Source organism: Arthrobacter sp. NPDC056886, from assembly GCF_042788715.1.
Taxonomy (GTDB): domain Bacteria; phylum Actinomycetota; class Actinomycetes; order Actinomycetales; family Micrococcaceae; genus Arthrobacter.
This window is the reverse complement of record NZ_JBHUBT010000007.1, coordinates 83,302-105,161: the sequence shown is the minus strand read 5'-3', so window position 1 is coordinate 105,161 and position 21,860 is coordinate 83,302. Positions and strand designations below refer to the sequence as shown.

Sequence of the window (21,860 nt, the reverse complement as noted above, 5' to 3'; positions counted from 1 at the left end):
GCGCTGCCAGTTCGCGGGCGAAGGGCGGCGGCCGGAAGCCGCCGCCCTTCCCGCGATACGCTTGCTGGCAGGAGGCCACTTGTCGGGGAATGCAGTGAATCAACATGGGGCGGCCAGGCGCGCCACAATTGAGGATGTAGCACGGGAAGCCGGCGTATCGCGGGCACTCGTTTCCCTGGTGCTCCAGGGTTCACCAAAGGTAAGTCAACAAAAAAGGGACGCCGTGGCCATCGCCATGGCTGCCCTGGACTACCGGCCAAGCAATGCGGCCCGCTCGCTTGCCAGCGGACGCACGCGAACGGTCGGAGTGCTGCTGGATGACCTTGCCAATCCGTGGTTCGTCGAGCTGCTCGACGGGATGCAGAGCATCTTCCGGGAGCAACAGCTGAGGATGGTCCTAGGCGACTCCCAATATCTGGCCCGCCCGGGGGAAAGCCCGGTGTCCGCGTTCATGGAAATGCGCGTCGACGGTCTGGTCATCGCCGGGGACCTCGACGCCGATGCAGACCTGACCCGCGCCACACTAAATACCCCAGCGGTGGTCACCGGCACGCGCGCCTTCGACCTCCCGGCAGCAGACCTTGTCACCAACGACGACGCCGCCGGCGCCCGCCTGGCGGTCGAACACCTCATTGGCCTCGGCCACAAAGACATTGCCTTCCTCACCGCCCCCACCGGATCCGCTACCTTGCGGGCCAACGCCTACCGGGACACGATGACCCGCCACGGCCTGCAGGACAACATCCGTGTGGAGCCCACGGACATGAGCGAAGAGTCCGGCTTTGCGGCAATGAGCCGCCTTATCGACAGCGGCCGGACGCCCACAGCGGTCTTCGCCGCCAACGACATCCTCGCCGTCGGTGCGCTCTCGGCCGCCGACGACGACGGCATCAGCGTTCCTTCACACCTCTCACTGGTCGGATACGACAACACCTATCTCGCCGGGATCCGTCATCTCTCCCTGACCACCGTCGACCCGGTCAGCCGGGACGTAGGCATCCGCGCGGCCGAGTTTCTCCTCGCCCGCATCGCCGACCACTCCCTGCCGCCACGCACCGACGTGCTACCCCCGCGCCTCGTCGTTCGCAACAGCACCGCTCAGGCTACCCCTCTCTAGCTCGCCCGCTTGTCTCAGACCGCATCCACGTGACGAAAGCGTCCGCTCTACGCAAGCGGCGGGGTGGTTCGGCGTTTCCACCGAACCGTAGACTTCACCATGGTGTCAGTTTCTATCGCCAGCCAAGCGGCGGCCCGACGTCGGCGTATCGGGCTCGCCGCCATGGCTGGCATGATCGGGGCGGTCCTTTTCGTGTCCGTCTTCACGGTGTCGGGGTGGCTGGACCCCGGCTACTCCCCGACGCGATTGTTCGTCAGCGAGCTGTCCCTAGGCCCCCACGGCTGGATTCAGATCCTCAACTTTGTCCTGACCGGCGCCTTGATGCTGGTCTTCGGGCTGGGGCTCGCGGCGCACTTCAACACCGGCGCCGCGTCCCGTGCCGGCCCCGCCCTAATACAGGGCATCGGAGTCAGCCTGATGGCCTCCGGACCGTTCACGACCGACCCGTCTTCGATGTTCCAGCAATCCAGTATTCACGGCCTCGTGCACGGCATATTCGGTGCGCTGGTCTTCACGTTCGCGCCAATCAGCTGTTTCGTCTTCTACCGGCGCTTCCGCCGTGATACCGGCTGGCGCCCACTGGCGGGGTGGACACTGGCCAGCGGTGCTGTTCTAACTGTCGGAGTCGTCCTGCTCAAGATCAGCCAACAGCCCGGGAGCGGACTCTTCGAGTGGAAGGGCCTCGTGCAACGCGTCATCCTGTTCACGTTCATGGCCTGGATCTTCGCAGTCGCATTCCGCCTTCGCCGCCAGTACCGGAGCGGGGAAGGCACCCCGCCAGCGCAGCCGTGATGCTCAGGTTCCGCAGAAGGTCCGGTAAGGGCCGAAACTTTCCGGGGCGGCAGCGGCGTAGTGCTCGAGACCGGGCCGCTCATCGAAGGGTGAGGTTACCGCGTCCATCAGCCGTTCCAGCAGACCCATGTTCCCGCCGGTAGCGGCGGCCAGGGCCTCCTCCACCAGGTGGTTCCGCGGAATGTAGACGGGGTTGACTTGGTCCATGGCGTCAGCATCCGGCGCCAGGGCGCGCCAGCGGGTTACCCAGGCATCAAACCTCGCTGGATCCAGAACCTGGCCCCGCGCAGGCTCTGCTTGGCCGCGCGCGGCTTTGCCGAGGTTCCGGAAAAATGATGTGTAGTCCGCCCGTGACTCCTGGATCAGGGCCACAAGTTCGTCCACAAGAGGCGAGGTCACTTCGTCGTCGAGCCCTTCACCGAACCCCAGCTTGGCTCTCATGCCTGCTGACCAGGCTGCGCTGTACTGCGGGCGGAACATGCTAAGGGCTTCCACCGCGAGGTCCACCGCCTGCTCCTGGTCATCGTGGAGCAGGGGCAGGAGGGATTCGGCGAGCCTGGCAAGGTTCCACTCCGCCACCACCGGCTGATTGCGGTAGGCATACCGTCCGGTCTCGTCGATCGAGCTGTAGACCGCGGCGGGGTCGAAGCCTTCCATGAAGGCACACGGCCCGTAGTCGATGGTTTCGCCCGAGACCGTCATGTTGTCGGTGTTCATGACCCCGTGAACGAACCCAACGAGCATCCACCGGGCCACCAGTGAAGCCTGGGCTGATATGACCGCTTGGAGCAGTGCGAGGTAGCGGTTCTCGGCCTCCGCGGCGGCCTGGTGGTGACGGGTTATCGCGTAGTCGGCGAGCCGGCGGAGGAGGCCGATATCGTCCGTTGACCGGGCGTACTGGAAGCTGCCGACGCGCAGGTGGCTGCTGGCAACCCTAGTGAGAACGGCGCCGGGCAGGAGCGTCTCGCGCTGCACCGAACGCCCCGTCCCCACGACGGCGAGGGAACGCGTGGTGGGGATGTTCAGCGCGTGCATTGACTCGCTCACGATGTATTCGCGCAGCATAGGACCGACCACTGCCTGGCCGTCGCCGTTCCGCGCAAACGGCGTCCGCCCTGATCCCTTGAGGTGGATGTCGCGGAGCTGCCCGTCCGCGTGCCCGATCTCGCCGAGCAGGAGTGCGCGCCCGTCGCCGAGACGGGGTGCATACCAGCCAAACTGGTGGCCGGCGTAGGCCTGCGCCACCGGGCTGGCCTCCGCAGGGACGGCGTTGCCGATCAGCAGAAGCAGACCCTCAGGGCTTCTGAGGAAGGCCGGATCGAGGCCCAGCTCAGTGGCGAGGGGCTCGTTGAGCACCAGAAGGCGCGGATCGGGAGCCTCCTCCGCGCGCCACGGAATGGCCATCTCCTTGAACTCCCGGGCGAAGCGGCCATTGAATGTGACGGTTGAATGCGCGATGTCACTCATCTTTCAAGGATACGGTCGACGCTCAAGCACCAGTGCCATCGGAGATTAGTTTCCGTCTGCCTATCGCACGGGGTGCAGAGGCAGCCCGCCTTCCCCGTGGAAAGCGGGCTGCCTGGGAGGGCGCGCCGGCCAAGGCGGTGCCCTGGAGGCCCTCCCGCGCCGCGGCTAGTTTTTGATGGATTCTTTTTTGGGTTCCTTCTTGGGTTCCTTGTTGGGTTCCTTGGGATTGTCGGCGTCCTTGAGTTCCACTTCTGCCGTGGCCTGGATCAGCGCCAGCAGGTCAGGGTCGAGCCCGGGCGCGAATTCCTCGCGGCGTTCCGGTGAAATGGTCATCGGGAAGCCGTCCGGTGCGACGTCGGTGCTCAGCTGGGTGCCGTCATTGGAGGGTGATGCGCCCCGGTACAGCTTGCCGGCCTCGCTGAGGTTGTCGGCGCTGAAGGTGTACTGGATGCTCTGCAGGCCCTTGTCCAGGAGTTTCTTCACTTCCGGGAACTGCTCGGCGTTGGTCTTCGGAATCGGAAGCACTTTGCCCCAGTTGACGCCGAGGCTTTCCAGGGCCTTCGCGAACGCATTCTCGTGGGCCTGGTCCCGGACGATGAGGTAGGCGATCGTGGACCGTGCCGTCTTGTTCTCGGTCATTTCGTAGATTCGGCACTTCTGCAGCCGGCCGGTGGACTCGAGCATCAGGTTGTACAGCAGGTCCAGGACCAGGTTGCCGCTGTTGTAGACGTAGGACCCGCTCCACGGGTTGCCGGCCGCATCCACGGGCAACGCCCCCTGGGCGCCGACCAGGTAGTGGTGGATGTTGCTCGTGTCCAGCGCGATCTTCAGCGGCGTGGCCCCCTTGGCTCCGGGCTGGTCCACGGGGTCGGTTTTCTTGCCCTGGTACTCGGGGGACCCGTCCAGCAGCCGGGAGATGGTGGTGCCGATCAGCTCGACGTGGCTGATCTCCTCGGTACCCACGCCCTGGAGCAGGTCCTTGTAGGGCTTCGCGGCTGCGTCGCCGCGGAAGTTCATGCTCTGGAACAGGTACTGCATCATGGTGCGCATCTCGCCGAACTGCCCGCCCAGGCCCTCCTGCAGGGCGTTGGCTGCGGCGGGGTCGGGCTCGTCGACGGCGATTTCGTTGATCAGTTGCTGGGTGTGCAGGTACATACGGTAGTTCCTCACTCTGGTCTGATACTGGTCGTCGTCCTCTTCAGCTCCGGCTTCGAATACCTCATGGCCGGATCGGTACTTCCGCGGCGTGGCAGCCGCAGGATCTAACCATAAGCATGCTTAGTATCCTTGGCAAGGAAATTAGCCAGCGAAATCGCGGCCGCAAAGCGCTCTCGTCCCAGGCGGCCCGCAGGCTCCGGCTGCGGGACCTACGGCCGGGCTAGCTCCTCGATCTTTCGTTCCAGCGCTGTGCGCTCGGCCGCGTTCGAGCACAGCACGACCGCCTGCTGGAGGGCGGACTTTGCCTCTCCGCGCCGGTCGAGCCTTATCAGCATCTCGCCCCTGACCGCTGGCAGCAGGTGCGAGCCGTTGAGCTCACCCCGTGATCTGATCGCGTCGACCAGTGCCAGCCCGGCCGCCGGACCCGATGCCATGGCCACCGCAACCGCGCGGTTCAGTTCGATGACCGGAGAGGGCGCCAGCCTGCCCAGGGCCTCGTAGAGGATCACGATTCGCTGCCAGTCCGCTTCCGCAACGGAAGGGGCCACCGCGTGGCATTCGGCGATGGAAGCCTGCAACCCGTACGCGCCGAGCCCACGGCCGGCAGCCACGGCCCTGGCCAGCGCTGCACGCCCGCGCCGGATCGCCGACTGGTCCCACAACCGCCGGTCCTGGTCCTCAAGGAGAACCGGCTGGCCGGACGTATCAAGCCTCGCGGGGAAGCGCGCCGCCGTCAGTTCCATCAGGGCCAGCAGGCCGAACACCTCGGGTTCTGGCGCCAGCCGCGTCAGCACACGGCCCAGGCGGCGCGCTTCACCGGCCAGGTCTGCGCGCATCCAGGAGTCACCGCCGGACGCGAAGGAACCCTCCGTGAAGATCAGGTACACGACTTGGAGCACCGAGCCTAGCCGTTCGGGCACTTCACGCGCTTCTGGCACGGTGAACGGAATGTGGGCGGCGGCCAGAGTCTTTTTGGCCCGGGTGATGCGCGCCTGGATGGTCGGCACCGGAACCAGGAACGCCTTCGCGATCTCGTCGGTCCCCATGCCGCCCACCACGCGCAGCGTCAAGGCGATCCGCGCTTCCTTGGACAACACCGGATGGCAGGAGATGAACATCAGGGCCAGCACGTCGTCGTCGATCGCTTCGGGGTCAAACAGCGCATCCGCGCCCGGAAGTTCCTCCGAGAGGTCGCGGACCAGGAGTGCGTACTTTTCGTCGCGGGCGGCACGCCGCCGGAAGGTGTCCACCGCCCGGCGCCGGCCGGTGGTCAGCAGCCAGCCCACCGGCTCCGCGGGGATCCCGTTCACCGACCAGGACACAAGGGCCCCGGCGAGCGCCTCCTGTGCGAGGTCTTCGGCCAACGGGAAATCGCCCGTATAGCGGGCCAGGGCGCCGACGATGCGGGCGGATTCCATGCGCCACACCGCTTCGACGGCGGCCCGTGCCTCGTTGCTGCTCACTGCCGGTTCCGGGCTGGCTGGTTCAGAGTTGGCCGGTCTGTTCCCGCCACGCGCGTTCCCTCTGGATCCATTCGTTCTCCTGCGGGAACTCGTCGATGGAAGGCACCCTGCGAATCTCAGTCTTGGTGCCCGCCGTGAGGGGTGCCCGTTTTGCCCACTCGATCGCCTCCTGCTTCGATGCGACGTCGAGGATGTAGTAGCCAGCGAACAGTTCCTTGGTTTCACCGTAGGGCCCGTCAGTGACCACCGGGGTTTCGCCGCTAAAGTCCACCACGACGCCCTCTTTCGGATCATCCAAGCCCTCGGCTGCCAGCAAGACACCGGCGCGGATCAATTCGTCGTTGAATTTGCCCATGGTGTCGAGAACCTCATTGAAGTCGGCGTTCGCAAGATTGGCGTACGACTCGTCGGTTCCGCGCATGATCAACATGTACTTTGCCATTTCAATCTCCTAGGTTTTGGAAGGTCGCGCTTCGACCTTCCCACCCACAGGTCGAACAGCGCGAGGGCCAATCGACACGTGCCAGGAAATTTATGCAGGGGGCACTGGACACCCCGTCAGCCAGCGGTGACCGCGCCGAGGGTGACGTCCGCGCTCTGCTCCTGGCCGTCGCGGACAAAGGTGACCTTGACCGTAGCCCCGGCAGCCTGTTCCCGCGTGGCCGCCGTAAGCTCGGATGCATCGGTCACACTGCGGCCGCCCAGCCCCGTGATCACGTCGCCGGCCTTCAAACCGGCCTTGTCCGCTGCGGAGCCCGGGGTCACGGAGGTCGCCTCGGCTCCGGCCGCGAACTCCGAAGAGGCTCCCGAGGCCTTGTCCCGGACCGAGACGCCCAGTTGGCCGTGCGTGGCCGTGCCCGTCGCGATGATCTCCTGGGCGACGCGTTTCGCGTCGTTGATCGGGATGGAGAAGCCGACCCCGATGTTCCCCGCCTGGTCCGAGGAGGAAGACGTGGATCCGGCCGAGGCGATGGCCACATTGACTCCGATGATCTCACCGTTCGCGTTCACCAGGGGGCCGCCGGAGTTTCCCGGGTTTATGGCCGCATCCGTTTGGATGACGTTGATGCTGATGGTGTCCTGCGCGGCGCTGGAGGAGCCGTCCTGCAGGGCGGACGTGGCCGAGGACGCTGTCTCGATGGTGCGGTTCGCTGCCGAAACGATGCCGTCAGTGACCGTTCCACTCAAGCCCAGGGGCGCTCCGATGGCTATGGCGGTGTCGCCCACATTGACCTTGCCGGAATCGCCGAGGGCCGCGGCAACCAGCCCCGGGGCAGTGATTTGGATGATGGCCAGGTCCGAGAGGGGGTCCGTTCCGACAATTGTCCCCGGGGAGACGCTGCCGTCGCTGGTCCGAACCTCGATGGCCGCGTCCGCTGCCTGCCCGTCCAGGGTGACCACATGGGTGTTGGTCAGAATATGGCCGGAATCGTCGAGAATGATGCCCGACCCAGTACCGCCTGAAGCGCCGGAACTGGCGCTGATGGTGACCACACTCGGTGAGGCCTTCTGCGCGGCGGCTGTCACCGCACTGACACTGTCAGGATTGTTGACGATCACCGGCGTGTATTGGGTAGTTTGCACAGTGCCGGATGCCGGCGCGGCGGTATTCCACATCGCCGTTGCCCCGGCCGCCACGCCCCCGCCGATGCCGCCCGCAGCCACCAGGCAGGAAACGTAGAGCCCGGCGCCCACGCGCCTCCGTGTCTTCAGGCCTGCAAGGGTTCCGGTGTTTTCGCTGCGGGTGGGCAGTTCATGCTCGTTCATGGGTCATCCTGATCTCGTCGTTCTTGCCTGTGCCGACCTCACGCCTCATGATCGCGCTCGGGGTTGCCGCCCCGCGGATTTCGAAGCCGTATCCCCATCCTCAAACCCCGTACTGTCGACGGTCTGTCGTGGCGCTGTGAACGGACTGTGAGCCGTGGACTGGACGTGGACCCGCGAGCGTCTGGTTGGGGTCAGGTTGTGTCGCTGCAGTCAGGTGCTGCGGTGTGCGGGGGCGAACTGCGCCGAAAGATTGGTTTCCTCGGCTCGGATGAGGTGCACGAGCGCGTTGATGAGGGCCAGATGGGTGAACGCCTGTGGGAAGTTGCCGAGGTGACGGCCGCTCACCGGATCCAGCTCCTCGGCGTAAAGGCCCAAGGGACTGGCGAGGGACAGCAGATGTTCGCACAGTGCCTTGGCGCGTACCACTTCTCCGATCTCGACGAGGGCTGAGACAAGCCAGAACGAGCAGGTGGTGAAGGTCCCCTCGTCGCCGGCGAGCCCGTCGTCGGTCTGCTCGGGGCGGTAGCGCAGTACGAGCCCGTCCCGGGTGAGTTCATCGGCGATGGCCAGGACGGTGGCGCACACGCGTGGATCGTTGGCGGGGAGGAATCGGACGAGCGGGACAAGGAGAAGCGAGGCATCCAGGTTCGTCGTGCCGTAGGACTGGACGAACACGCCTCGGTCGTCCACGCCATTGCGGCAGATGTCCTCATGGATCTCCTCGGCGATGGTGTCCCACTTCCGGGCGTAGTCGGCCTGACCGTGCAGGCGCGCCAGCCGGGCACCACGATCCAGGGCTACCCAGCACATGAGCTTTGAGGAGGTGAATTGCTTCGGTTCGCCACGAACCTCCCAGATGCCGTGGTCCGGGTCCCTCCAATGGGCGGCGGCTTGCTCGACCTGGCGGAGCAGGACGGGCCAGAGCGGCTCGGGAAGCTGGTCACGGGATTTGGCGTGGAGGTAGACGGAGTCCAGCATCGTGCCCCAGACGTCGAGCTGCCGTTGATGGGCGGCGGCGTTGCCGATCCGGACGGGGCGGGCGCCGTCGTATCCGCCGAGCCCCTCGACGGTAACCTCGGGAAGATCCCTTTCGCCGTCGATGCCGTACATGATCTGCAGGTCGTCCTCGGCGGCGACGTCGCGGATGAAGGCGAAGAAATCGTCGGCCTCCCGGTCCAGGCCGAGGGTGTAGAGGGCCCAGAGCGCGAACGTGGAATCGCGCACCCACGTGTACCGGTAGTCCCAGTTCCGCTCTCCCCCGGGTGTCTCGGGCAGCGACGTGGTGGGCGCCGCGACCAGAGCTCCGGTCGGCGCGTAGGTGAGGCCCTTCAACGTCAGCGCGCTGCGCTGCAGCTGCTCCCGCCACGGGTGGTCGGGGAACTCGCCCGCGGTGATCCATTGCCTCCAGAACTCAGTGGTCTGCCACTGCTTGCGCGTGGCTTCCTCCCACGTCCGCGGTGGGGGCAGAGACCCCCAGGAGAGCGCGATGAAAGCCTCCTCCCCCTCAGTCATCCGGGTGCGCATGACTGCGATGGAGTCCTCGATGCCCAGCCGCCGGTCGGTGGTCAGACGCAGCACCGGATGGCCCTCATCGCCGCCGACGGTCACGACCTCCCCGTAGCCTGGGCTGGAAAACCCCCACCGTGCACGGCGCCTGCCGTAGTCGAAGACCGGCTCGCACAGCACGGACAGCTCAACTGCACCGTTGACGCATCTGACCGTGCGCAGCAGGCAATGCTCAGCCTCGTAGTTCATCGGCGGCCGGCGGTATCGGCCGGCCCTCTCGTCGGTGTGGTGCCACGGACCCATCACCAGGGCATCCCTCACGATCAACCAGCCGGTCCTGGTCTGCCAGGTGGTCTCCAGGATCAAGCTGCCGGGGAGATAACGGCGCGCAGTGGGCTCCCGAACGCCGTACGGCGCCACCTTGAAGCCACCCGCGGCGCGGTCAAGCATGGTGGAAAACAGACTCGGCGAGTCGTGACGTGGCACGCACATCCACTCCACCTGCCCGCTCGATGCGATCAAGCAGTTGGCCTCACAGTCAGACAAAAACCCATAGTCGGCGATCGGCGGGTACGGGCTCGTGCCTGCTCCCGGCCGCCGCCGCCCCTGGGGCCCTGATCCGGCGTCGATCCTCACTCCCCCAGTATGCTCGCCCAGACTGGAAGCGGGAATCCTGACTCCACGCGGACCCGTCCCCTGGGTAAACGCGCGGCCTTGACACGCTTGGAGCGACGGGTCTAGAACTGCTACAGCGATCGCTCCATGCAGCGTGTCGGGACAGATCTGGTGGGCGATCCGGCCGATAGCAGGTTCAACGAAGAGAGTTCTCAGATGGGTGCCGGCGCGGTTGCGACGATCAGCACGTACTTCCGAGTTTGTGACGGAGTGCGGGTGAGGTTCGCGGACAACAAGGCAGACTCGGATATCACCATGCTGCTGCTGGCGCCGTGGCCGGAAAGCCTTTGGGCCTTCCGGCGCATCTGGAACCACGTTGCGGCAGTCGGGCGGGTGGTCGCCATCGACATGCCCGGATTCGGCCATTCAGATGGTCGCCCGGAGTTGATCGCCCCGGACGGCTCCGGAGCGTTCCTGGCCCGCCTGATCGATGAATGGGGCCTCGGAGTTCCGCACGTCGTCGGCCCGGACGTTGGCACGGCCGCGGCGCTTTTCCTTGCCGCGAAGGCTCCGGAACGGGTCACGAGCCTGACCATCGGCGGCGGCGCCGTCCGCTTTCCGATCGATGCGGGCGGCGCCCTCAAGGAGATCATCGAAGCGCCGACTCTGGATGACGTGCGCGCTCTCGACGCCAGAACGAATATCGGCTACGCGGTGGAGCTGCCCGCCCCGAGTGCCAGCGAGCCGGAGGTCCACGAGGACTACGTCAGCGCCTACGACCTCGGGCGCTTCGCAGAGTCGGCGAGGTTTGTGCGGACCTACCCCGAGCAGAACCCGGTGCTGCACGATCTGCTGCCGTCCATCACCACGCCGACCCAGATCGTCGCTGGCCGCCACGATGACCTCGTGCCATGGTCGAACAGCGAGTACCTGGACGACCTGCTCCCCCACCGCGAGATGCATCCTCTCGACGCCGGCCACTTCGCGTGGGAAGAAGCAGCGGAGGAATACGGCCGACTGGTGGCCGACTGGGTCAGCGGCGGGTATCGACGCGTCGCGGACTAGGCGGTCAGTCGAACCGCCTTGCCCTGACGGTTACCGACAATCCGGGCGCCCGGCATCCGACCTGGCACGATTAGAACCCCAGTGCCTCACCGCAAAGGACAACGGTGATGCGGCCGGGTACCCACTCGCGGTTGATGATGAGAACTTTGTTCACGCCGCTGTGCACACCGTAGGCTGCCTGGGCCCGGGCGTCCTCCAGCGGGAAGGCGTATTCATCGACGCGGCGCAGTGCGTCCTCCAGGCCGGGAACGATTTTCTGCGTCCCAACCAAGAGAACGACCTTCCCGGCGCCGGATGCGTACGGGCCGATTTGGCTGCCGCTCGCGGAGGCGACAACCAGCGACCCGGTCTCGGTGATGGCGTGCACACTACCGAGCATGACGTCCGGCGACGCGCTCAGGCGGCGGATCTCGTCGGCCTGCGTGGCGCGGTCCATACTGTGGAGCCGGGGCCGGAGCGGCCTGTAGTGGCCGGACTTCTCCATCTCCCCTGTGATGCCCGCGGCCTCGAGCGAGGCCGATGCTCCTTGGTGCACTTGCGACCCGGCCGGGATGAGATCCAGGACCATGCGCTTGGCCTCTGCGCTGTTCGGGGCGCGAAGGACGGTGATCCCGTTCGCTTCCAGCGCGGCAGCGGTCCGCGCGACGCGGTCCTCCTCTGCCGGGGCTGAGAATTCTCGACTCAATGTCCTGTTGGGCTGTACTTCATTCATGGGACGGTCCTCCTCACCGCTCCGGTGTACTTGCGATTGCAAATACCTGTGGAGTTAACTGGTGAGCATGGACGAAAATTCCTCACCAAGCGCCGTGGCCACCCTCTTCGACCGGCTTGTCGAAGAGTCACTTCCCGGGCAACGCGGAGAGAAGGCATGGCGGGCAATGTTGCACGCCCATGCCACGCTCATGCGCCGGCTCGACACCGATCTCAGGGAGGACACCGGCCTGCGCCTCGCCGACTTCGACGTTCTGGCGCAGTTGGCCGCGGCGGGCGGCGAACTACGGATGACTGACCTCGCTGCCCGGACGCTCATCTCACGTTCGGGATTGACCCGCCGCGTCGCGAGGTTGGTCGACGAGGACCTGGTACGCCGGGCGAACGTCGCCGGGGACGGGCGCGGCGTGGTTGTTGCCTTGACCGACGCCGGCGTCGCGCGCCTGGAAGAAACGGTGCCGGTCCACCTTCGCGGCGTGTCCGAACTGTTCGTCGAGCGGCTCGACGATCAGGAGCTCGCCGTTCTCGAGACCGCCCTTGGCAAGGTCATCGTCGACTGCACCTTCGGCTGAAGATACGGTGTCAGGCCTCAGCCTGCCGGAGGGCCTGCTCCTCGTGCCGGTAGCCGACTGTCTCGTAGGAAACGACGATGAGGGCCGGCGACGCGGCGACGAGGAGCAGCGTGGCGCCCACGCTCGCACCCAGGCCCACCGCGACCACTGCGGATACAAGGACGATGGCGGCCGCGCCGAAGATCCAGAGGTGGTACCGGTCGGCCGTGCGCAGCAGGAACGAGTAGATCGTCACAAGGATCAGCTCGAACACGAACACTGGGATGGCGACAGTGAGCACCGCTGCGGTGGCGCCGATGTGGCTTTCACCGGAGATGTAGACGGCCGCGGCGTGGAGGCCGGCCCCGGTACCGACGACCGCGGCGAACACGACGATATGCCCGTAGCTCCATCCGAACGCGCGACGCCGATGGCGTACCAGCACCCGCCCGGCCGGAATGGTGAAGTACAGCCACCACATCGCGAAGGCGAGGGCAGTGCCGCCGAAGGCGACGAGCACGACCTCGACCGACCAACCCGATGTGTCGACGACAGCCGAGACCGCGAGAACGGTGCCGAGGATCACCTCACCGAGCGTGATGATCACGAGCAGCGAGTACCGTTCCGCGATGTGGTGCGGATGCCACGGGGTGCCGCCGTCCTTGTGCTCGGCGAGGAGCGGGCCCGCCAGCTCGACCCCGGTGAGAGCCACGATGACCCACGACGTCGTCCCGATCGGCAGTGAGGCAAAGATGAGTAGCACCCAGCCGACCTGCGCCACCGAGACAGAGGCCGCGTAGGCCAGGCAGGCCCGCCGATGCACGGGGTCATGCCGCGCCGCGCGCAGCCAGAGAGCGACCGCGGCGACACGCATGATCACGTACCCGCTCACCATGATTGCGTTGTCGACATGACGGCCTTCGTCGATGGAGAGGAAGAAGGGAGGCATCCCGAGCGCGATCACCAGCACCCCGATCATCTCGATCAAGGTCGCTATACGGAAGAACACGTCGTCGTTGTCGTACGCGGAGGCCAGCCAGGCGTAGTTCACCCACGCCCAGCTGATCGCGAAGACGCCAAGGACGAACCCAGTGAGCGCGGCCGACCAGTGCCCTTTCTCGAGGAGCAGCGCCGTCTGTGTCGAGACCGCGCTGAAGCCCACGACGAAGGTGAGGTCGAAGAGCAGCTCAAGCGGAGTCGACGTCCGGTGCTGCTCGGCCGGATCGCGCCCCGACATGCGTGCGAGCCGATGGGCAGGGCTCATGCATGAAGGCTACTCCGGCGGCGCGTTGCCTGGGACCGCTTGGCGAACACGGAGCGGAACAGCGGCAGGCAGCTGGGGATTTTTCTGTGTGAAACTGGTCCGATGATTACCGAACACGCGCTATTGCCGGTCATCCCCGGTCAGGAAGACGACTTCGAGCTGGCGTTTGGGGAGGCGAGGCCCATCATTGCTTCGATGGCTGGCTTCAGGAAATTGTCGCTGTCACGTTCGGTCGAGTCGCCGGGCACGTATCTGCTGCTCGTTGAATGGGATCGGCTCGAAGACCATACCGTTGGATTCCGACAGTCCGAGCAATACGGCAATTGGCGCGCACTGCTGCACCACTTCTACGATCCCTTCCCCGTCGTGGAGCACTACGAGAGCATCCTGTAAGCGGTCTGCCCGCGCGGCTGATCAGGTACTAATCCGCGCAATGGCCTCGCCGAGCACGGCCTTGCCACGGCCTCCTCCGGCATCCGACCTGAACCGCGGGCAATCCCTCATACGCGACGGGACAGTCCGCTGGACGGCTGGCTACCCCATCAGGTCGCGCACCAGCGGGGCCACGCGGGAGCCGAAGAGCTCGATGCAGGTCATGATCTGGGTCTGGGGCATCCCGGGCATGCCGTACTTCAGGTCAAAGCGGCTGGCGCCGAGTGTCTTGAGCGTCTCGGTGATCTTTCGGGCCACGGTCTCGGGCGAGCCCACATGAAGCGCTCCCCCCGGGCCGACGTCCCGGAGGAAGCTCTGCATAGTCGGCGGCCTGAATCCGCGCACCCGGGCGGCCTCAGCGAACGCGGTTTCGTAGTGGGGCCAGAACTCTTCGACCGCTTGGTCATCGGTGGCGGCAACGTGCCCGGGCGAATGCACGCCGACTGGCCGGTCGGGCTGGCCAAACTCAGCCATGGCCCGGTGGAACAGCCCTGCGAACGGTGCGAAGCGTGCTGTATCACCGCCGATGATGGCGATCATGAGGGCGAAGCCATACCGGGCGGCGCGCACCACCGATTCCGGGCTGCCGCCGACGCCGATCCAAGTGGAGAGACGTCCAGATTCCGTGCGGGGATATGCGGTCAGCCCATCCAGGGCTGCCCGGGTATTTCCGCGCCAGGTGACGGGCGTTTCCTTGAGGAGCTCGGCGAACAGGTTGACCTTTTCTTCAAACAGTTCGTCATAGTTTCGGAGGTCGTACCCGAACAGCGGGAAGGACTCGATGCTTGATCCCCGTCCGAGAATGACTTCGGCGCGGCCGTTGGACAGGGAGTCCAGGGTTGAATACCGCTGGAATACCCTTACGGGGTCATCGGAACTGATGACCGTGACCGCGGATCCAAGACGGATGCGGGAGGTGCGCGCCGCGATCGCGGCGAGAACGACGTCGCCGGCTGAGAGCGGAAAGCTTTCGGTATGGTGTTCGCCGATCCCGAAGTAGTCCACACCGGTTGCCTCGGCGAGCACACCTTCGTCGACGAGATTCCGGATGGTCTGGGCGTCCGAAAGCCGCGTCCCGGAGCTGTCGGTGTGGACATCACCAAAGGTATCGAGCCCGAGCGTAATAGCCGGGGTGCGTACCTCGCGGTCCATCGGGTGTTCAGCCATTGTTGTGCCGTATCCGGCCCAGGATTGCCGCGGGTTGCCGGGGCGCAGTTCCAGCCGCGGGCCTGCGGTCCAGCACGAGGGCGGCGGCGATGCCGAGCATCCAGATGTCCTTTGCCAGCCCGGTACCCTGCGGGCTGGGCCGGATGCCGTCCTCCAACGTCATGCCCGGCGTCCGCAGGTACATGGTAAACAGGGACCCGGAGAAGATCCCGAGACCGATCCCGGCTAGGCGGCTGGGCAGGAAGGGTGCCAGCAGGGCCGCACCGAGCGTCATTTCCGTGTAGCTGAGCATTTTGCCGAACTTCTCGGCGTCTATTCGGCTGACCGGCGGAATGACCCTGGCCGCCATGGCTTGAAGTCCGGCCGCGTTGTCCTTGTCCAGCTTGCGTTTGCCCCAACCGGCATTCAGGATGAATGCTCCCGTGGTCAGGCGGAGGGGCACGTGATTGAGCCGCATTGTCGAGTCCTTTCATGAAATCTAGTCAGCGCTCTCTGGGCGGGACGGTACGTAATCCTGCCCGCTTCCAGCGCCGCGGCCGGGGATGCCGTCGGGGCCGAGCTGCACTTCACTCATGCGACGATCCTCCTCACCGCTTCTCCAAGTACTTGCGGTTGCAAATACCTATGGAGTTAACTGGCTGGCACGCACGAAAATTCCACTCCTGATGAGGTGGCTGCCTTGTTCAAGCTGCGTGTCGAGGACTCGCTGCCGGGCTGGAGCGGAGGGCCGGCGTGGAGGGCCGCCGTCGAGGTGCCGCGCCTGATGCAGCCGTACGCCGGAGACGGTCCCGGCCGATCGGGACAGTCTCCGGCTTTCCCTGCCGGACGGGCTAGAGCTGGCTGTGCGCGGCAACGGCCGGATCGGAACCGGCGCGGGCGCCAGACTCCAGGGCCGATATCTGCGCTATTTCGGCCGGGGCGAGCTGGAGCGCCGCGGCGCCCAGGTTTTCCCGCATGCGCGCGCTATGAGCCGACTTGGGGATGACGATTGTGCCTTGGGCAAGATGCCAGGCGAGCACGATCTGGGCGGGCGTGGCACCGTACCGGGCTGCCAGGGATTTCACGGCGGATGCATCGAGATCCGCGCCCTGGCCCAAAGGACTGTACGCCTCCACTGCGATGCCCAAGGACCGGCTCTTGGCCGCCAGGTCCCGCTGCTGGAAGGTGGGGTGGATTTCGATCTGGTTGACCGTCGGGACAATTTCCGAGCTCTCGAGAAGCGTGTCCAGGTGGTCAGAGAGGAAATTCGACACTCCGATGGCGCGGATCTCGCCGCCGGCATACAGCTTTTCCATGGTTTTCCAGGCCTGGGTGAAGAGTCCTTGGGATGGCACGGGCCAGTGGATCAGGTACAGGTCCACATAATCGATGCCGAGTGCCACGCGGCTGTGCTGGAACGCCTCGTGGGCTGTGCCCTGTTCGCCGTTGCGCAGCTTGGTGGTGATGAAGATTTCTTCGCGCGGGAGCCCTGACGCGGCAATAGCGGCGCCGACGCCGGCCTCATTCCGGTATGCGGCGGCGGTGTCGATGTGGCGGTAGCCGGCTTCCAAAGCATCCTCGACAATGCGCTGGGTGTCTTCCGCCGGGACCTGGAAAACGCCGAAGCCGAGCTGCGGGATCTGGACGCCATTGTTAAGGGTCACGGTGGGGATGTTGGCTTCACGAATCTGGGACATCATCAATTCTTCCTTGTGGGTGTATTTCTGTTGGGGCGGTAGGCACCGGCGGCCCGGCACGTGCCGGATTCCTTGGGCTACGCCGAGGTGGTTTCGACGGTGGCGGGGCGTCGCCGTCGTGGCCCATCGACCACAGGCGGGACTGGCTCTATTGCCCAGGCGGCGTGATGCAAAGCGCCGGCCAACCAGGCCTGTACACGAACCCGCCTCCCCCGTATGGAACCTGCACGCCGTGCCGTGGTTATCGGTGCATCCGGCGACGCCCCGCGGCCCTCGTGCTTCATTGAGTTGATAACCAGCAAGGCCATCATCAGTGAATTATCCATCGTCTTCTTCCTGTTTTCGGTTGTGCATTGAAACATCGGTTGTGCATTGAACCGTGACTCCAGCCCTGCGCCGGTTTTCTTCTTCTGCTACTGAGTCCGGTACTTCGACCTGTGCCGGCTTTCGCGCGGCCATGCATTCGACGCTACGGAGGTCGGGATGCGATGTCAGCAGGTTTGCCGCTCCCTGCATTTCCTAGGAATGGCAGTCCTACCTTCGCCATGGAAAGGAAGGACCCGGCCCGGCAAAATGGAAGACATGGGTCAAAGCGCAGAGTTTGGAAAATTCCTGAAGGCCATGCGGTCACGGCTGACGCCGGAAAACGCCGGGCTAGCGTCCGGCTCCGGTGGCCGGAGGGTCCCCGGGTTGCGGCGTGAGGAGATCGCGCGGCTGGCAGACGTGAGCACTGACTACTACACCCGTCTGGAACAGGGCCGGAACATCCATCCCTCACGCGCCGTCCTGGATTCGGTGGCTCGGGCCCTGCGTCTGGACCCCGGCGAACAGGCGCACATGATCGACCTCCTGGAGAACTGCGCGAACTCCCAGCGTCCACCCGTACCGCTACAGGGCGTGCGGCCCGCTCTGCGCCAGCTCCTGGATGCCGTCGGCAACGTTCCCGCCCTCGTTCTGGGCCGCCGCACGGATGTACTGGCTGGAAACCGTCTGGCTTCCCTTTTGCTGGCCGACTTCGCGGCCATGCCGGTGGCAGAGAGGAACCTGACCCGGTGGATCATCCTCGATCCGCGCGCGCGGGGGCTCTTCCGCGACTGGCCGGCTGTCGCGTCCGAAGCCGTCGGTGCCCTGCGCACGGATATTGGCCGGCATCCCAACGACGCGCGGGCCAATCAACTTGTCGGCGAACTCGCGGTAAGCAGCGAGAAATTCCGCCAATGGTGGGCCGGGCACCGGGTCGCGACGGCATCCGCGGGCAGCGTCCGGCTGAGTCACACGATCGTCGGGGACCTGGAACTGAACTTTGAAGATCTGGCCGTGGGTGAGGACGCGGACCAGCTGCTTCGCATTTATTCCGCGAAGCCAGGCTCGCCGTCGGCCGATTCCCTCTTGCTGCTCGGCAGCTTCGGCGCCGGACCGGCGGCTGTGACGGAAGTTCCGCCGGCAACAGTCGGTCAGCAGGCAGACCTTCTGCATCGTCAGGAGGACATCGCGTGACGATCAAGCGCACGACTTCTGGGCCGGGACTACCCGGAGGCTTCCCCTTCAGCCTGGCCAGCGAAGCAAATGGTGTCTGCTTCGTCAGCGGGATGCCCGCACTGGATCCCGAAGGCAAGTATCACGAGGGAACCTTCGAGGAGGAGACGGCCCTGGCCTGGCACAATGTCACGATGATCGCCCACGCTGCCGGCTTCGCCGTTGAGGAGATCGTGTATGTGCAGTGCGTCGTCGCTGACATCACCGACTACAGCAGCCTGAATGCGTGGTGGCGGCGGCAATTCCCGGATCCTTCTACTGCTCCGGCCAGGTTCACCTTCCAGGCTGGCGCTCTTCCTTTCGGCGCCAAGGTGGAGATCCAGGCGGTGGCCGCGCACGGCACCTGAGGCGACGCCGACACGGCGCCGATCAGGAAACCTGCCACCCGTGGCTGCCGACTCTTGGATCGCTCATCCCGACGGGGGCGTGAACTGGCTGGCCGTGAACTCGGCGCCCTGGGGGTCCCGGATCAGTGCCGTGCGCGTCCACTCGGTGTCGGCCTGGCTAAGGACCCGGGCGCCGAGTCGCTCCGCATCAACCACCGTCTGGTCCCGGTCGGCCACGGTGAACGAGACGTGCCAGTGCGGCGGTTCGCCGGGGGCGGTGGCCGCTATCCAGGCAATCGCATCCGCGAAGCCAGGTGGCGCGGCCAGCCCTGACTGCCTCGCCCTGATGCCCGGATCGACTGTCGCCTCAAGGTGATCACCATAACCGGGCCTGCGGATCATCATCGCGAAGCCGAGGTCGTCGACCTGCCAGCCGAATGCCTCTTCGTAGAACTTAATGGCCGCACCGGTATTAGCCGTGTGGAGATCGCTGAAATTCCACGCGCCGGGCTGATTGGCCACCTGCGCCCCTAAGCGCCGCCTGGCCTGCCAGATGCGGAACTCGGCGCCCTGCGGATCGGCCAGCGCCGCACTGCGGCCGCCCTCTCCGGCATCGGCAGGTGCCGACCGCACCGTAGCGCCGGCAGCCATCAGTCGCTGCACGGCGGCATCCGCGTCCTCGACGGATACGTACGTACTCCAGGCCGCGGCACTCTGGGCGCTGGCCATCCCCGCGACGTCCTGGCCATCGAGCTTTGCAATCAAGTAGCGGCCCGGCGCTCCCGCGGGCATGACGTCCTCGAACGTCCAGCCGAAGATTCCGGCGTAGAACTCGACGGCCGCCTCGACGTCAGGCTGCTCGGTGTCGATCCAACACGGGACACCCTGCGGATAGGTCCGTTGGGTCATGTCTCACTCCCTTCCGTGGGACAGCCTAGCGAGCCAGGATCCGGCCGGGTACCCCATCCGTCCCCTGAACCCGCCACCCCCACAAGGCAGCCGCGTGGCACCGCTGTCGCGCATTGCCCCACTTCAAACCTGCCGTCGGTCAAGGACTGTGCCGGGGCACTTTCCAAGCCAACTTCGCCTGCGTCACCGCTGCTCTGGCTGGGACATCCGATCATTGCTAGCGTGGCGGCATGAACCCGTCGAAGGCCCCCGCCGAGATCCTCAACATTGCCGGTAGCGAGGTTCGCATCTCGAATCCGGACAAGGTGGTGTTCCCCGAGCCGGGGCTCACCAAGCTCGACGTGGTGCGCTACTACCTCGCCGTCGCCGATGGTGCGCTGCGGGGCGCCGGCGGACGGCCCATGGTGCTCAAGCGCTTCCCGAAGGGGATCGGCGCTGAGCCGTTCTTTCAGAAGCGCGTGCCTGAAAACCACCCCGACTTCATCGACACGACGACGCTGCACTACGCGTCGGGGACCTCAGCCGAAGAGGCCGTCATCCGGGATGCCGCGGGCTTGGCGTGGGTGGCAAATCTCGGCTGTCTGGACCTCAACCCGCACCCCGTGCGCGCCGAGGACCTCGAGCACCCCGACGAGCTCCGGGTCGACCTCGACCCGATGCCGGGGGTTGACTGGTCGCAGATCGTTGACACCGCGTATGTCGCGCGGGAGGTGCTCGACGACGTCGGGCTGGTGGGGTGGCCGAAGACGAGCGGTTCGCGGGGGCTCCACATCCTGGTGCGCATCGCGCCCCAGTGGTCGTACCGCGACGTGCGGCTTGCCGCCGAGACCCTCGCCCGCGAGGTCGAGAACCGTGCTCCGGGCCTCGCCACCGCGCGGTGGTGGAAGGAGGAGCGCGGCGAGAGTGTGTTCGTCGACTTCAATCAGAACGCCAAGGACCGCACCGTGGCATCGGCGTACTCGATCCGGCCCCTGCCGGACGCCCGCGTCTCGACGCCGCTCACTTGGGACGAGGTTACCTCCACCCGGCCGGAACAATTCACGGTGCCCACGGTGCTTGAGCGCTTCGCAGCGAAGGGCGACCCCCATGCCGGCATCGACGACGCCGTAGGGTCCCTCGACGGACTCATGGCCCTGGCTGCCGAGCTCGGCCCCGCCGAAAAGCCGCCGCGGGCGGGAGACGGTTTGGGCCGCCGGCAGTCGGTGATGCCGCTTATCGAGGTGGCACGCACCAAGACCAAGCCCGAGGCACTCGCGGCGCTCGACAAATGGAAGACGCGGCACGCGGACCTCGTCCCGGCCCTGCATCCCGCGGACATCCTCGTCGACGGGATGCGCGGATCGAGTTCCCTCTGGTACCGGGTGCGGGTGAATCTGCAGCACGTCCCCGAAAATGAGCGTCCGCCGCAGGAGGAGCTCATCGCTGACTACGACCCCTGGGCGGGCAAGGAGTGGCCGGGGCGCCCTGGGTCCTGAAACCACAGGATGTTGTCCGCGCCAAACCAGGACCCAACCTGGGCGCAGACAGTCATGTTCAGTCTCGCGGGTGGCGCTACGGTGGCCCGGTGATTGCGGTCAATACTCTCCCTTGATCACGAAGTACGAGCCGCGAATAACGCCCGCCAGCTTCGATTTTTGTCGGGCGAATTTGAAGCGCGTCGCCAATTCCTCCGGAATCTCCATGCCTTCGGCGAGTTTGAACCCGACCGCTCTCTTCCCGGCGTCGATGCTGTACATGACGTTGATCGAGAGCCCCGACTCGTAGAAAACGTAGGCCATCCGCAAACCGTCGACGTCGAAGGAGGTCGCTTCCAGCGGGCGGGAACCGATGACGATTTCACGCTCGTCTCGGAGTATCCGGCTCACCCGGTCGACCACCTCCGGAACCTCGCTCGCGGGGCTCACAGTGAAGACGTGGTCGTACTTGTTCCGGTAATAGCGAGCCTCGTTGGCGCGCAACCCGGCGAGGGCCTCAGCGACGGGAGACGATTCCAAACCGACGGTAGAAACGTTCTTGAAGTCAACGATGTACGGCATGCACCCTCCTGGTTGGATGTGTTGGGACCCATGCTAACGCGACGACGTGCTGCCCTGACGTCAAAGCGTTTGTGCGCAGGGTGCCTGGTCCCGTGACAGGGGCTCAGCCCCAGTGTGATGCACAGCCGAGGCGGCATTGGCTCATGAAAGTGGAGGACTTAAGGCCCTGCCGGGGCGCGCTTGTCGGGGCAAGAGTTGGACCTACGTGACGCGCGTACCGTCCCGGTGTGTGCGGACAAGCCGCCCGCCGTCGGGAGTTCGGTCATTTCCAGCACCGTCGGGACCGACAGCGTCGACCAAGG

General features: G+C 65.8%; 20 protein-coding genes and 1 pseudogene. 8 read left to right on the top strand and 13 right to left on the bottom strand.

Features of this window, described 5'->3' with window-relative positions; translation table 11 throughout:
• The first annotated feature begins 94 nt into the window (after window positions 1-94).
• Both ACFRJ8_RS13375 and ACFRJ8_RS13370 read left to right on the top strand, forming a co-directional pair.
• On the top strand, window positions 95-1,117 hold the full coding sequence (locus ACFRJ8_RS13375) for a LacI family DNA-binding transcriptional regulator (protein ID WP_377986650.1): 1,023 nt from the start codon (window positions 95-97) through the stop codon (window positions 1,115-1,117).
• A gap of 99 nt (window positions 1,118-1,216) precedes the next feature.
• Entirely contained in the window at window positions 1,217-1,909 is a 693-nt protein-coding gene (locus tag ACFRJ8_RS13370; RefSeq protein WP_377986649.1) for a DUF998 domain-containing protein, read from the top strand.
• Window positions 1,910-1,912: 3 nt separating this feature from the next.
• Here ACFRJ8_RS13370 and ACFRJ8_RS13365 read toward each other — a convergent pair whose 3' ends face one another.
• The 6 genes and pseudogenes from ACFRJ8_RS13365 to ACFRJ8_RS13340 all read right to left on the bottom strand — a co-directional run bounded on the left by ACFRJ8_RS13365 (window position 1,913) and on the right by ACFRJ8_RS13340 (window position 9,906).
• Window positions 1,913-3,376 carry a YdiU family protein gene (locus ACFRJ8_RS13365; protein WP_377986648.1) on the bottom strand — a complete coding sequence of 488 codons (1,464 nt, stop codon included), beginning with the start codon at window positions 3,374-3,376 and terminating at the stop codon, window positions 1,913-1,915.
• Between the two features lie 165 nt (window positions 3,377-3,541).
• The gene (locus tag ACFRJ8_RS13360; RefSeq protein WP_377986647.1) at window positions 3,542-4,531 is read right to left on the bottom strand and encodes a manganese catalase family protein; all 990 of its coding nucleotides are present in this window, start codon (window positions 4,529-4,531) and stop codon (window positions 3,542-3,544) included.
• 212 nt (window positions 4,532-4,743) lie between these two features.
• Entirely contained in the window at window positions 4,744-5,997 is a 1,254-nt protein-coding gene (locus ACFRJ8_RS13355) for an RNA polymerase sigma factor (protein WP_377986646.1), read from the bottom strand.
• 22 nt (window positions 5,998-6,019) lie between these two features.
• Window positions 6,020-6,439, bottom strand: coding sequence for a YciI family protein (locus ACFRJ8_RS13350; protein WP_377986645.1), 420 nt, complete (start codon window positions 6,437-6,439; stop codon window positions 6,020-6,022).
• Window positions 6,440-6,555: 116 nt separating this feature from the next.
• Window positions 6,556-7,689 (bottom strand): annotated as a pseudogene (locus ACFRJ8_RS13345) (S1C family serine protease); the annotation flags it as partial.
• 285 nt (window positions 7,690-7,974) lie between these two features.
• On the bottom strand, window positions 7,975-9,906 hold the full coding sequence (locus ACFRJ8_RS13340) for a glycoside hydrolase family 15 protein (RefSeq protein ID WP_377986644.1): 1,932 nt from the start codon (window positions 9,904-9,906) through the stop codon (window positions 7,975-7,977).
• Window positions 9,907-10,161: 255 nt separating this feature from the next.
• Between ACFRJ8_RS13340 and ACFRJ8_RS13335 the strand changes: the two genes are divergently transcribed.
• Window positions 10,162-10,950: an alpha/beta fold hydrolase gene (locus ACFRJ8_RS13335; protein WP_377986643.1), complete on the top strand. Its 789-nt coding sequence runs from the start codon at window positions 10,162-10,164 to the stop codon at window positions 10,948-10,950.
• 70 nt (window positions 10,951-11,020) lie between these two features.
• Here the strand turns inward: ACFRJ8_RS13335 and ACFRJ8_RS13330 are convergent, their stop codons facing one another.
• On the bottom strand, window positions 11,021-11,662 hold the full coding sequence (locus tag ACFRJ8_RS13330) for an LUD domain-containing protein (RefSeq protein ID WP_377986642.1): 642 nt from the start codon (window positions 11,660-11,662) through the stop codon (window positions 11,021-11,023).
• A gap of 67 nt (window positions 11,663-11,729) precedes the next feature.
• On the opposite strand from ACFRJ8_RS13330, the gene ACFRJ8_RS13325 reads away from it, so the two are divergent.
• Window positions 11,730-12,233, top strand: coding sequence for a MarR family winged helix-turn-helix transcriptional regulator (locus ACFRJ8_RS13325; RefSeq protein ID WP_377986820.1), 504 nt, complete (start codon window positions 11,730-11,732; stop codon window positions 12,231-12,233).
• A gap of 10 nt (window positions 12,234-12,243) precedes the next feature.
• On the opposite strand, the gene ACFRJ8_RS13320 is transcribed toward ACFRJ8_RS13325, so the two are convergent.
• Complete coding sequence (locus ACFRJ8_RS13320) at window positions 12,244-13,476, bottom strand: low temperature requirement protein A (protein ID WP_377986641.1); 1,233 nt, start codon at window positions 13,474-13,476, stop codon at window positions 12,244-12,246.
• Between the two features lie 102 nt (window positions 13,477-13,578).
• Between ACFRJ8_RS13320 and ACFRJ8_RS13315 the strand changes: the two genes are divergently transcribed.
• A complete protein-coding gene (locus tag ACFRJ8_RS13315) occupies window positions 13,579-13,869 on the top strand; it encodes an antibiotic biosynthesis monooxygenase family protein (RefSeq protein ID WP_377986640.1) in 291 nt (96 codons plus the stop codon).
• 141 nt (window positions 13,870-14,010) lie between these two features.
• Here ACFRJ8_RS13315 and ACFRJ8_RS13310 read toward each other — a convergent pair whose 3' ends face one another.
• From ACFRJ8_RS13310 to ACFRJ8_RS13300, 3 genes are all read right to left on the bottom strand, one after another.
• Window positions 14,011-15,075 (bottom strand): LLM class flavin-dependent oxidoreductase, encoded by a 1,065-nt coding sequence (locus tag ACFRJ8_RS13310; protein WP_377986639.1) that lies wholly within the window; start codon window positions 15,073-15,075, stop codon window positions 14,011-14,013.
• Entirely contained in the window at window positions 15,068-15,532 is a 465-nt protein-coding gene (locus tag ACFRJ8_RS13305) for a hypothetical protein (RefSeq protein WP_377986638.1), read from the bottom strand. Before ACFRJ8_RS13305 ends, ACFRJ8_RS13310 begins: the two co-directional genes overlap by 8 nt.
• 373 nt (window positions 15,533-15,905) lie before the next feature.
• A complete protein-coding gene (locus ACFRJ8_RS13300; protein ID WP_377986637.1) occupies window positions 15,906-16,754 on the bottom strand; it encodes an aldo/keto reductase in 849 nt (282 codons plus the stop codon).
• Window positions 16,755-17,333: 579 nt separating this feature from the next.
• Between ACFRJ8_RS13300 and ACFRJ8_RS13295 the strand changes: the two genes are divergently transcribed.
• Together ACFRJ8_RS13295 and ACFRJ8_RS13290 are read left to right on the top strand one after the other, a co-directional pair.
• Entirely contained in the window at window positions 17,334-18,248 is a 915-nt protein-coding gene (locus ACFRJ8_RS13295) for a helix-turn-helix transcriptional regulator (RefSeq protein ID WP_377986636.1), read from the top strand.
• Window positions 18,245-18,634, top strand: a complete 390-nt coding sequence (locus ACFRJ8_RS13290; RefSeq protein ID WP_377986635.1) for a RidA family protein — start codon at window positions 18,245-18,247, stop codon at window positions 18,632-18,634. The genes ACFRJ8_RS13295 and ACFRJ8_RS13290 overlap by 4 nt, the downstream gene beginning before the upstream one ends.
• Window positions 18,635-18,697: 63 nt before the next feature.
• On the opposite strand, the gene ACFRJ8_RS13285 is transcribed toward ACFRJ8_RS13290, so the two are convergent.
• The gene (locus tag ACFRJ8_RS13285) at window positions 18,698-19,522 is read right to left on the bottom strand and encodes a VOC family protein (protein WP_377986634.1); all 825 of its coding nucleotides are present in this window, start codon (window positions 19,520-19,522) and stop codon (window positions 18,698-18,700) included.
• 230 nt (window positions 19,523-19,752) lie between these two features.
• On the opposite strand from ACFRJ8_RS13285, the gene ligD reads away from it, so the two are divergent.
• Window positions 19,753-20,997, top strand: a complete 1,245-nt coding sequence (ligD, locus tag ACFRJ8_RS13280) for a non-homologous end-joining DNA ligase (RefSeq protein ID WP_377986633.1) — start codon at window positions 19,753-19,755, stop codon at window positions 20,995-20,997.
• Window positions 20,998-21,096: 99 nt separating this feature from the next.
• Here ligD and ACFRJ8_RS13275 read toward each other — a convergent pair whose 3' ends face one another.
• Entirely contained in the window at window positions 21,097-21,558 is a 462-nt protein-coding gene (locus tag ACFRJ8_RS13275; protein WP_377986632.1) for a phage tail protein, read from the bottom strand.
• Between the last annotated feature and the right edge of the window lie 302 nt (window positions 21,559-21,860).

Coding starts and splice junctions, on each gene's coding strand:
- ACFRJ8_RS13370 (WP_377986649.1), top strand. CDS start 1,217: ATGGTGTCAGTTTCTATCGCCAGCCAAGCGGCGGCCCGACGTCGGCGT.
- ACFRJ8_RS13365 (WP_377986648.1), bottom strand. CDS start 3,376: ATGAGTGACATCGCGCATTCAACCGTCACATTCAATGGCCGCTTCGCC.
- ACFRJ8_RS13360 (WP_377986647.1), bottom strand. CDS start 4,531: ATGTACCTGCACACCCAGCAACTGATCAACGAAATCGCCGTCGACGAG.
- ACFRJ8_RS13350 (WP_377986645.1), bottom strand. CDS start 6,439: ATGGCAAAGTACATGTTGATCATGCGCGGAACCGACGAGTCGTACGCC.
- ACFRJ8_RS13330 (WP_377986642.1), bottom strand. CDS start 11,662: ATGAATGAAGTACAGCCCAACAGGACATTGAGTCGAGAATTCTCAGCC.
- ACFRJ8_RS13325 (WP_377986820.1), top strand. CDS start 11,730: ATGGACGAAAATTCCTCACCAAGCGCCGTGGCCACCCTCTTCGACCGG.
- ACFRJ8_RS13320 (WP_377986641.1), bottom strand. CDS start 13,476: ATGAGCCCTGCCCATCGGCTCGCACGCATGTCGGGGCGCGATCCGGCC.
- ACFRJ8_RS13315 (WP_377986640.1), top strand. CDS start 13,579: ATGATTACCGAACACGCGCTATTGCCGGTCATCCCCGGTCAGGAAGAC.
- ACFRJ8_RS13310 (WP_377986639.1), bottom strand. CDS start 15,075: ATGGCTGAACACCCGATGGACCGCGAGGTACGCACCCCGGCTATTACG.
- ACFRJ8_RS13305 (WP_377986638.1), bottom strand. CDS start 15,532: ATGCGGCTCAATCACGTGCCCCTCCGCCTGACCACGGGAGCATTCATC.
- ACFRJ8_RS13300 (WP_377986637.1), bottom strand. CDS start 16,754: ATGATGTCCCAGATTCGTGAAGCCAACATCCCCACCGTGACCCTTAAC.
- ACFRJ8_RS13295 (WP_377986636.1), top strand. CDS start 17,334: ATGGGTCAAAGCGCAGAGTTTGGAAAATTCCTGAAGGCCATGCGGTCA.
- ACFRJ8_RS13285 (WP_377986634.1), bottom strand. CDS start 19,522: ATGACCCAACGGACCTATCCGCAGGGTGTCCCGTGTTGGATCGACACC.
- ligD (WP_377986633.1), top strand. CDS start 19,753: ATGAACCCGTCGAAGGCCCCCGCCGAGATCCTCAACATTGCCGGTAGC.
- ACFRJ8_RS13275 (WP_377986632.1), bottom strand. CDS start 21,558: ATGCCGTACATCGTTGACTTCAAGAACGTTTCTACCGTCGGTTTGGAA.